Below are 10,971 nucleotides of genomic sequence, written 5' to 3'. Positions count from 1 at the left end.
GCGTCTATCCCGACTGGCCGCAGACCGCCGTCTGGCCCTCGCACATCTGGCGCATCACCCGCCCGGGCAGCCGGCTGGACTGGAGCGACTACGCCCGCGCCCCGCTGGACAAGACCCTGACCAGCGTGCAGGGCCAGGTCGACGGCGCGCCGTGCTTGATCGTCGGCGGAACCCAGGCGGCGGGCGGCCAGGTCCACTTCTATATGGAGCCCCAGGCCGTCGTGGTCGAGCCTGAGGACGGTCGCCGCTTCACGGTTCGCCCCTCCACCCAGAGCCCCATGGAGATGCACCAGAGCACCGCCATGGCGCTGGGCTCGCAGTACAACGCCGTCGAGGTCAACGTGCCGCCGGTCGGCGGCGGCTTCGGCGGCAAGACCGAGCAGACCCGCTTCGTCACGGCCGCCGCCGCGATCGCCGCCTACGCCACCAAGCGACCGGTGCGCCTGGTCCTGACACGCGAGCAGGACACGGCCATGATCGGCAAGCGCCACGCCTACTACGGCCAGTACCAGCTGGCGATCGACACCGGCGAGGCGCGGGCCGAGGACCGCGGCCTGATCCACGGCCTGGTCAATCGCCTGTGGGGCGACGGCGGCGCCTTCTACGACTGCTCGTTCATCGTCGCCAACTGCATCCAGGCGCGCTCGGACAACGCCTACCGGATCGCCAACTTCGAGAGCCAGGTCGACGTCTGCCGCACCAACACCGCGCCCAGCACGGCCTTCCGCGCCTTCGGCGACATCCAGAGCAAGATCATCCTGGAAAGCGCCATCGATGACGCGGCCTTCGGCATCGGCATGCGGCCCGAGGACGTCCGCGAGAAGAACCTCTACCTGCGCGGCGACTCCACGCCGTTCGGCCAGGCGCTGTCCGACTGCTACATCCGCGAGGTCTGGGCCTATCTGAAGTCGGTCGCCGACTTCGACGGCAAGGTCGCGGCGGTCGAGGCCTTCAACGCCGCCAATCGCTGGCGCAAGCGCGGCGTGGCCATGCTGCCGGTCAAGTACGGGTCGGGCTACAACCTCGCCAGCCTGGAGCAGGCGGCCGCGACGATCTCGATCTACCAGGCCGACGGCACGATCGTGATCCACCAGAGCGGGGTCGAGATGGGCCAGGGCCTGCTGACCCAGATCCGCCAGATCGCGTCCTACATCCTCAACGTGCCCATGGACATGATCCAGGTCATGGCTCCGCGCACCGGCGTGATCCCCAACCCGACCAGCACCGGCGGCTCCACTGGCACGGCCTACAACGGCGAGGCGGTCAAGCGCCTGTGCGGGCGGCTCAAGGAGCGGCTGATGGGCTTCGCCAACGACCTGCTGGACGAGAACGGACCCCAGTGGTGCCAGGCCCAGGGCATCGACTACTGGAACCATCCCGAGTTGGGCTGGCGCGCCGAGGTGACGATCAACGGCCAGACCAGCCTGATCTGGCAGAAGCTGATCGGCCTCGCCTACCAGCGCCGCCAGAGCCTGGTGGAGACCTTCACCGCGCCGATCGCGGGGGGCGAAACTCAGAGCCCGGCCCTGACTTACAAACCCTTCGATCAGCAGCCCAAGCTGGCCGGTTATCACGCCGTCGCCGACCAGACCGGCGGCGAGTTCGACAACTTCGTCGGCTTCACCTATTCGGGCGCCTGCGCGATGGTCGAGGTCGACATCCTGACCGGCGAGACCAAGGTCCTGACGTCCGATCTCGTCTACGACATGGGCTGGAGCCTGAACCCCGCCATCGACATCGGACAGGTCGAAGGCGCCTTCATCCAGGGCCTGGGCTACGTGCTGTCGGAGAAGCTGGTCTTCGAGACTTCCGGCCCCGAGGCGGGACGGCTCAACACCCTCAACACCTGGACCTACAAGCCGCCGGCGGTGACCAGCATCCCGCTGCGCCTCAACACCCACCTCTTCCCGCGCGACCTGGCGGGCGTGCCGCTCAGCCCGACCGACGGGGTCCTGTCCTCGAAGGAAGCGGGCGAGCCGCCGCTGGTCCTGGCGACCTCGGTGTTCCTGGCGGTGAAGCAGGCCATCCGCGCTTCGCGCCTCGAGCGGGGGCTGGACGGCCGCTTCGATCTGGACGCCCCCGCCACGGTGCAGGAAGTCAGCCGGGCCTGCGCGGTCAGCCTCGACGACCTGGCCCGGGCGGCCGGCTGAGCCGCCCGGGTCGGTCGACCTATTGCGGCGGCGTGGCGACCGCCAGGGCCGCCCGGTCCGGCGTCGTGCCTTCGCCGTCGAACGGCTCCAGCCGGAACGCCACGCGCGTGGGCTCCAGCCGCGTGCGGTACTGCATGTGCGGCTGGCCGACATGGTTCCAGGCCGTGTCGCCGCCGACGCCCCACTGGACGCCGTCGACCAGCAGCGAAACCTCGCCGTGCGGGACGATGTCGGTGCTCTTCCAGGTCCCGGCGGGGCGGCGATAGAGGTCCGCGTAGGGGAAGGCCAGGACGTTCATCATCAGCGGCGTCTGGCCTCGAACCCTGAGGCCCTTGCCGTCGCCGGAGACCTCCATCCAGCGGACGTCGACCTTGTTGCCGGTGTCCTGCGGCCGCATGTAGTCGTGGTTCTGCTCGGCGATCGGACCGCGCCACAGTCCGATCGGCGCGCTGGTCTTGCGGTCGACATAGGTCTCGTGCGGACCGCGGCCGTACCACTCGACCGTCTTGACGCCGGTGGGCATCGAGAAGGCCAGACCCACGCGGACCGGCGGCGGCAGGTCGCTTTTCAGCGGGGTCAGTTGGCCGGCCACGTCGACGGTCCCGTCGCCGTTCATCGTGTAGGTGGTGACGAAGCGGGCCGCGCCGGCGCCCAGTTCATAGTCGACGCTGGCTTCGGCTCCGCCGCCGGGCAGGCGACGCGCGGTGATCGACCGCACCTGCCGCTCCCCGGTCATGACCTTCCACGGCGTCTGCTGCGACACCGTGCCGGTCAGGGTGTCGTTGTCGGTCTCGGCCCGGAAGAAGTTGGGCGCGCCGCCGCTCAACAGCCCCGATCCCGCCTTGCCGTAGCCGGTGACCAGACCGGTCTTGCGGTCCAGCGTCAGGCTGACCCCGCCGGCCGACAGCGCGACGCTCTCGGCGGTCTCCTTCAGATCGACCGCGCCGGCGATGGCCGGCGTGGCCGGGGCCGTCGGCTGGCCCAGGGCGAACTGCTCCCAGCCGACGACATAGCCTTCCGGCGTCAGCGGCACGGAACCCGCCCTGGCTTTGGCGCGGACGGTGACGAAGTACTCGGCGCCCGGCTTACGCGCGATCCCGGCCACCGGAAGGGTGATCGCCTGGGTGCTCCGCGCCTTGGTCGCCAGGGCCGGAAGGTCGCCGCTGGCGACGGTCACGCCATTCTCCTGCAGCGCCCATTCGAAGGCGAAACCCGACAGGTCTAGGAAGTCGTGGCGGTTGCGCACGGTCACCGCGCCGGTCGCTGGGTCGAAGCCCTCGAACTGGATCGGCGAGAGAACCTTCTGCACCTCGTAGACGTGCGGGTTCGGCGTGCGGTCAGGCTGGATCAGGCCGTCGCCGAACTCGACGTCGCCGCCCGGGTTCGGCCCATACTCGCCGCCGTCGCCCCAGTAGCGTCGGCCGTCCTTGGTGTAGCGGTACATGGACTGGTCGACCCAGTCCCAGATGAAGCCGCCCTGCAGCTTGTCGTACTTGTAGATGGTGTCCCAGTAGTCCTTGAAGTTGCCGCCGGAGTTCCCCTGCATGTGGGAATACTCGCACTGGATCATCGGCTGGGTGCGAGTCGGGTCCTGGGCCCAATCCACCATCTTCTCGATGTCGTCGTACATCGGCGCGTAGATGTCGACGTAGGCGTTGGGCGCGTGCTCCCAGTCCAGGGTGCCCCAGCCCAGATACGAGATCAGGCGCGAGGGATCGCGCTTGCGCGCCTCGGCGGCGGCCTTCTCGAAATTGGGCCCGATGCCGGCCTCGTTGCCTAGCGACCAGAAGATCACCGACGGATGGTTCTTGTCGCGCTCGACCATGTTGAGCACGCGGCTGACATGGGCGCCTTCCCAGGCCGGGTCGAAGCCGAGCTGCAGCTTTGGCCTCTGCTCGGGGTGCTTGTTGGCGTAGTCCATGTAGGCGTGGCTCTCGATGTCGGCCTCGTCCATGACGTAGAGGCCATACTCGTCGGCCAGGGCGTACCATCGCGGGTCGTTGGGGTAGTGCGAGGTGCGCACGGCGTTGATGTTGTTGCGCTTCATCAGCTCGATGTCGCGGCGCATCGAGGCTTCCGACATGACGTGGAAGGTTTCCGGATCGTGCTCGTGGCGATTGACGCCGCGGATGACGATCGGGCGGCCGTTGACCGCCACCCGGCCGTCCTTGATCTCGACGGTGCGGAAGCCGATGCGCTGGGGCGTGGCCTGGATGACCTGGCCCTTGGCGTCCAGCACCTCGACCAGCAGGGTGTAGAGGTTGGGCGTCTCGGCGGTCCACTGGCGGACGCCGGGGACGGTGGCCGAGACGGTCTCCGTCCGGGCCGCCCCGGCCGCGACCTTGGTCTCCTTGGTGAGGACCGTCTTGTCGCCGTCCAGCAGGGTCATGCGCACGGTGACGGCTTGATCGCGCTTGGTCAGCGCCACGTCGGTCGACAGCGTTCCATCGCGATAGGCCTTGTCGAGCCCGGCGTGCACGAACAGGTCGGTCAGGCGCGTCTTGGGAACGGCCGCCAGATACACAGAGCGCTCGATGCCCGAGACCCGCCAGAAGTCCTGGTCCTCCAGATAGCTGCCGTCCGACCAGCGGTGGATCTGGATGGCCACCACGTTCTTCTGGCCAGCGACCAGCAGTGCGGTGACGTCGAATTCGCTGGGCAGCTTGGAGTCCTCGGAGTAGCCGGCCTCCTTGCCGTTGACCCAGACGCGATAGGCCGAGCCGGCCGCGCCGATGTGCAGGATCACATCCTGACCCGACCAGTTCGTCGGGATCTCGAAGGTCCGGCGATACGAACCGACCGGATTGGTCTCGTGCGGGATCAGGGGCCGGTTGGCCGGGAACGGATAGGTGATGTTGTTGTAGCGCGGCTGGTCGTAGCCCTCGGTCTGCCACAGGGCCGGGACCTTGATCGTCTTCCAGGCCGAGACGTCGTAGTCCGGCTTTTCGAAGCCGTCGGGCACGGCGTCGGACGAGGGCGAAAAGGCGAACGACCACGGGCCGTCCAGCGACTGGTAGCGCGTCGAGCGGGCCGGGTCGCCGACGAGCGCCGCCTCCCGCGTCTCGAACGGGAAGTGCGTAGCGCTGGCGTCCAGCTTGCCGCGCGCATAGACGGCCGGGTTCTCCCAGTCGGGCCGCGAGGCGTCCACCTGAACCGGCTGCACGCGCGGCGGCTCGGCGGCCGCGGCGATCCCCGCCAGACCCAGCCAGGCGACGCTGGCCAACAAGAGCTTCTTCATACGCACCCTCCCGCCGGATCGCGTCCGGTTCATTCATCAGACAATTAGCTGCGGGGCGGCGTCAACGCCCATGCTTGGCCGTGCGGACCGATTGAAGTCGGGCGGTCCCCTACCCTTGGAGAAAAGAAAAGGCCGGTGGGGACCCAGGGTCCGCACCGGCCAGTGAGGTTTGCCAGCGGGGGACGCTGACAAGCCATGATCCGCGAGAGGAAGGTCTCGCTGACGGGTCTAGAACTTGCCGCGCACGCCGAACTTGATGGTCCGGCCGTCATACTTGGCGTAGTCGAGGCGGGTCTTCTTGCCGTTGCCGTAGCGACCGGCGACGTCTTCGAAGTAGTCGAAGCCCAAGGTGTTGGTCAGGTTCAGGACATCGAGACGCAGTTCGAGGGCGTCACTGATCTTGTAGCTGACGTTACCGTCGAGGTAGCCGGCGCCAGCATGCCAGCGCTCCAGATCCGAACCATCGGGGTTGGTGTCGATGATGTTGCGAGCCTTGTAGTTGTAGGTCAGTCGCGCGCCCAGCGGGCCCTTTTCGTAGTAACCGGTCAGGCTGTACGAATATTTCGGGATGCGGTTGACCATATCGATCGACCCGTCCTGCTTACGATAATTCAGATCGTTGCTCTTCGAGTTGACCTTCGTATAGCTGGCCAGGGCGCCAAAACCGTCCCACGGCGCGGGCAGGAAATCAAAGGACTGCTGATAGGCGAACTCGAGACCGTCGAGCTTCACCGTGCCGCCATTGATGAAGGTGTCGACGTCGATCGGGAGGTTGGGGTCAACATGCCCGTTCTGGGTCTGCCAAATGATGGCCAGCGACTCGTCGGGAAGGCCCAGGCTGGAGAAYGGCACGACCGAACGCTGAGCGATCGTCGTATCCTCCAGCTTCTTCTTGAAGTAGCCCGCGCTCAGAATGCCGCCACGCCCGAAGTACCACTCCACCGTCGTGTCCCAGTTCGTCGAGACTTCCGGCTTCAGGTCTGGGTTACCCGAGGTCGCATAGGTGTTGTAGATATTGGGAATGACCGTCTGAGCAGCGATCCGCGACAGCGAGGCCCGCGTGATGGTCTTGCCCCAGGAACCGCGCCAGACCACATCGGGGATCACGTCGTACGCGAAGCTGACCGAAGGCAGGGTGTTGTCGTATTTGCTCTCTTCGGTATTGGGCTGGTAGGCCCCGCCGGTCCCCGTTTTCTTGAAGTTGTCGATGGCCATTTCGGTTTGCGAATAACGGACGCCGGCATTGATACGCAGTTCGCGGTCGAGAACCTGCCCGCTGAAATCCGACTGGATGAAGGCGGTGCTGACCTGTTCGTCGGCGGTGAAGCTGGTGGACAGATCGATCGGCGACGCCATGGCGGCGCCGACCGGATCAAGCGCGTTGATCACATAACCGCGCGAGAAGGTGGCCCATTGCTGCGGGTAGTTGTCGCCGATGACGAGGTTGTCGAGCGGCACGTAATGCAGCATCGACGCGCGCAGCCCCGCCGCGCCGATCGCGGCCAGGCGAGCCTGAACGATCGAGGTTCCGTTACGCTTGGTCTTCTGCTTGGTCGTATCGACATATGACAGGCCAGCCTTCAGGTGACCCTTCCAGTCGCCGAGCCCGTAGTCCCAGTCGGCCACCAGCTTGGCGACCCGCTCCGTGTCCACTTCGCGATTCCAGTCCACGGCCGTGCTGAAATCTTCGAAATTGGCCGGGTTGGTGAAGTCGACGCCCGGCGCCGAGAGCCCCGGATAGACCCGGTCATTCCCCCAGTCGAGGGTGGAGGTCACGCCGTAGATGTTCGAGACGATACGCTTGTTGTCATAGAACGCCCGGCTGTCCGAAGCGGCGAGCTGGCCAGTCACTCTCAAGGAATCGTTGACTTGGTACTTCCCGTTCAGGCCGGCGTACCCGAATTTCGTCTCGGCGTTATAGTAGTAGCTCTCGCCCAGATAGGACGTGTTCCCGAACGTTCCCTGAAGCAGGTTGCCGTCGACGATGCTGACGTTGATCGGCACAAGGCCGTTGTGACCAGCGGTGCCCGGACGGGCGGCCACATTGGTGGTGGCCGAATTGCGGATCGGCAAGCCGAAGGTGAATTCGTCACGCGAGTCCTGGAGATGCGACGCCAACACGTCGAGGCTCACATCCAGCTTGTCGTCCTTGTATTGGAGCGAAGACACCAGGCCATCGCGATCGCGCGTATTTTCAGCGCCGTAGTAGCGGTAGAAACGCGACAGATAGGCTTTGTCGATCGCCGTCCGATTGCCGAGCATGCCCGCCGCTCGCGGATCAGCCCAGTCCAGCGCCATGTTGAAGGGACCATTGCGCATGGTCGGCGGAGTCTTGGTGTCGACGGGGACGGGGTGGCCGGCCAGATAGTTGCTGTTATAGCCGCCCGTAGCCTCGAAACCCGACTTCATGTTGACGCTGGTCGAGTGCGCGGCGCCGATCAGGAAGCCCCAGTTGCTCCAGGTCTTCGAGAACAACCCAAAGACATTCGGGTCCATCTTCTTGGACGCCGTGTTGTAGGACGCCACCGCGTTGAAGCGCAGAACCTGGCCGCCCGCGCCGTCGAACGGCCTTGGCGTTTGAAGATCGACCACGCCGCCGACGCCGCCTTCTTCAAGTTCAGCCAGGGGCGTCTTGTAGAAGTCCACGCGGCCGAACAGCTCGGAGGCAAAGACGTCGTAGTTGAAGTCGCGCGAAGAGCCGCCGACGTTGGTCGAGGAGGTCGTATGGACCGSAGCGCCGTTGAGAGTCGTCACCGTATATTCGGGGCCCAGGCCCCGGATGGCGATGCGCTGGCCTTCGTTGGAAGCGCCGTCGCGGGTCATGTAGATCCCGGGGATGCGCTGCAGGGCTTCGGCGACGTTCGCTTCGGGGAATTTGCCGATGTCCTCGGCGACGATCGAGTCTCGGACGGCGATCGCGTCGCGCTTCAGGGTCAGCGCCTTCTCCAGTGACGAGCGAAAGCCCGTCACCACGACCTCTTCGACCGTGTCGTTTGGAGCGCTCGGCTTCGCGGCCTCCTGCGCCCAGACCGTGCCGGCGCCGCCGACGCCCATGGCCAGAATGGTCGAAACGAGAAGCTTCTTCTTCATGCTATTTCCCCTCCCCTTTGCGGTCTTGCCGCGTAGCGCCTGGCCCACTCGTCCCCTGCGTCGGGACAGAGCCAGGTTTGGTTGAACTCAAGGCGATTGACCGGCGTCGAGCGGCGCGTGACGTGCGCCAACCTGTTTCCTCACCCGGACGCTGAGCGCCTCTGAACTTCTGTCACGCATATCGACACAAGCGCGCAGCTATGGGAACGGCATTTGTAATATTTTTCAGCTAAATCGGCGCGGACCCGCGAAGCGTTGCGCTGGCGCAACACTGTTCACCGACTTGATCGGCCAAAAGTGGAACAGATCCGCCGCGACGGCGACCCCGGCCGCCTAGCGGTAGCCGAACTCGGCGCTGATCTTGGCGGTGGCTTCCTTGACGTAGGCGGTCACCGTTTCGATTCGCGCGTCGTCCATGTACTGCGCGATCGAAGACACCGAGACGGCCGCGACGATCTTGCCGCTCATGTCGCGGATCGGGGCGGCCACGCAGCGGATGTGGTCCTCGTTCTCGTCGAGATCCAGCGCCGAGCCCTTTTGGCGGTAGGCCCGCATGACCTCCAGCCATTGCCGCAGATCATAGCGGTAGCGGGGATAGATCGCCGCTTCACGCAAGAAGACCTCGCGCCAAACCTCTTCGCTCTCGTCCAGCAGCAGGGCCTTGCCCAGGCCCGTGTGGCGCAAGGGCTGGCGCTCGCCGACCACGCAGCGCACCTCGATGCGGCGCGAGCCGGGGATCTTGTCGATGTAGTGAACCTGGTCACGCTCAAGGACGCCCAGGTTCACGGTGTCGCCGGTGTCGATCGACAGCTGGCGGAGATGCTCACGGCTGACGCGGGTGAGGGTGATCTGCTGGGAGGCGGCGTAGCCGAGCTCCAGCAGCTTGGTCCCCAGCGCGTAGCCCTCGCGGGAATTGAACGACAGGAAGCCGGCCTCCACCAGGGTCGAGGCCAGGCGGTGGACGGTGGTCTTGTTGAGCTGCAGCGCCTTGGCCATCTGCCCCAGGGTCGCGTCGCCCTTGGCCACGCGGCTGAGCACCTCCAACCCCTTGAACAGGGTCAGCGCGCCCGCGCTGGTCCGCGACGAGGCGGCTTGATCCCCATCATCCTCGTGAACAGCGATGTCGGTGGACTGGGACATCAATCAGGACTCTCGGCAGCGGCGCGACGCGCCGTTCCGGTAGTTGATACGCCCCGGCGATTGCCTTGAAAACCCCGGGGCGCCATCGGGGCTTAAAAATCGACGGCGTAGTCCTTGGGGAACACCTTGCCGGCGAAGGCCAGCTTCTGCGTCCACGGCTGCGCCGGCGCGGTCCAGAAGCTGTCGGTCGCCGGCAGCCCCAGGGCCAGGAAGCCCTCCGTCGTGATGTACATGCTGCCGTTGTTTGAATACCAGTCGCCCAGGGTCGGATGGTGTCCGACGAAGCCGATGGTCAGGAAGCCGTCCGGCGTGAAATTGCTCGGCTCGCTGAACACCGCCTTGTGGGCGGCCACCAGGGCCGCGCGGGTCTGGCCTTCCGAGAGCTTCTGGGGCAGCTGCTTGCGCCAGGCCAGCAGCGCCAGCGGCTGCAGCACGGCGGTGCGATAGGTCAGGGAGCGTCCGAACGGCGGGAAGGTCCCCTCCGGCGAGATGAACCGCTCCAGGTGCTCGCTGTAGCGCTGGGCGCGCTTGACAGCCAGCTCCCGCCATTTGGTCAGGTCGTCCTTCCAGAACGGAGCCTTGTGGGCCTCCATCACCTCCAGCACCTGCACCATCATCGGGTGCATGACGAAGGAGCCGTAGTAGTCGAAGTGGAAGGTGGCGCCGTCCTTGATCCAGCCGTCGCCGATGTACCATTCGTCGATCTTGCGCACCGCCGTGTTCAGCCGCATCGGGTCGGACTCTTCCCCGATCGCCAGCAGGAAGGCCTCGTTCATCGCCGCGAACAGCAGCCAGTTGATGAAGGGCGGATTGACCCGCCGCAGACCCTTGATCTCGGCGACGATGCGCTTCTTGGTCGTCGCATCGAGGGGCTCCCACAGCGCCTTCGGCGCGCGCAGCAGGGCCTGGGTGAAATAGGCGGAGTCCACCAGGGCCTGGCCCTGACCGCCCCAGGCCAGGTAGTCCGGGCTCGCGGGATCCACGGCGTGGACATAGCTTTGCAGCGCTTGCTCGGTGAGGCGCTTGCGGGTGCGTCCCTCGGCGGTGGCGTCCTCCGGCAGGCTCAGCCACGGCGACACCCCCGAGATCAGTCGCCCGAAGCACTCCAGATAGGCCACGTTCCTGTCGCGCCCGTCCCAGGTCGGGCTGAGCTCCAGCGGGAACGTCGCCTTCAGGCGCCCCTGAGACAGGGCCGCCAGCACCGGATCGGCGATGGATTGCAGCAGGTCGGCCATGTAGGCCCGATCGGACTTGGCCGGCGCCTTGGCGGGCGTCGCCTCGGCCGCGCCGGAACCCGCCAGGCTCGCCGCCCCGACGAGAGCGGTCTTCAAGAAGTCGCGCTTGTGCATCGGA

5 protein-coding genes are annotated in these 10,971 nt (G+C 66.2%); 1 reads left to right on the top strand and 4 read right to left on the bottom strand.

Features of this window, described 5'->3' with window-relative positions; genetic code table 11:
* On the top strand, nucleotides 1-2,150 hold a 2,150-nt coding region (locus AC1DZ6_RS00670), incomplete at its 5' end, for a molybdopterin cofactor-binding domain-containing protein (protein WP_477095268.1).
* 19 nt (nucleotides 2,151-2,169) lie between these two features.
* Here the strand turns inward: AC1DZ6_RS00670 and AC1DZ6_RS00665 are convergent.
* From AC1DZ6_RS00665 to AC1DZ6_RS00650, 4 genes are all read right to left on the bottom strand, one after another.
* Nucleotides 2,170-5,388: a glycoside hydrolase family 2 TIM barrel-domain containing protein gene (locus AC1DZ6_RS00665; RefSeq protein ID WP_477095267.1), complete on the bottom strand. Its 3,219-nt coding sequence runs from the start codon at nucleotides 5,386-5,388 to the stop codon at nucleotides 2,170-2,172.
* A gap of 228 nt (nucleotides 5,389-5,616) precedes the next feature.
* On the bottom strand, nucleotides 5,617-8,442 hold the full coding sequence (locus AC1DZ6_RS00660; protein ID WP_477095266.1) for a TonB-dependent receptor: 2,826 nt from the start codon (nucleotides 8,440-8,442) through the stop codon (nucleotides 5,617-5,619).
* Between the two features lie 369 nt (nucleotides 8,443-8,811).
* Nucleotides 8,812-9,618 (bottom strand): IclR family transcriptional regulator, encoded by an 807-nt coding sequence (locus tag AC1DZ6_RS00655; protein ID WP_477095265.1) that lies wholly within the window; start codon nucleotides 9,616-9,618, stop codon nucleotides 8,812-8,814.
* A 92-nt stretch (nucleotides 9,619-9,710) separates the two neighbouring features.
* Complete coding sequence (locus AC1DZ6_RS00650; protein WP_477095264.1) at nucleotides 9,711-10,967, bottom strand: DUF2264 domain-containing protein; 1,257 nt, start codon at nucleotides 10,965-10,967, stop codon at nucleotides 9,711-9,713.
* Nucleotides 10,968-10,971: the final 4 nt, after the last annotated feature.

The sequence above is a fragment of the Caulobacter sp. P1_B12_2 genome (assembly GCF_056406675.1).
This window is presented reverse-complemented; position numbering and strand designations above follow the sequence as displayed.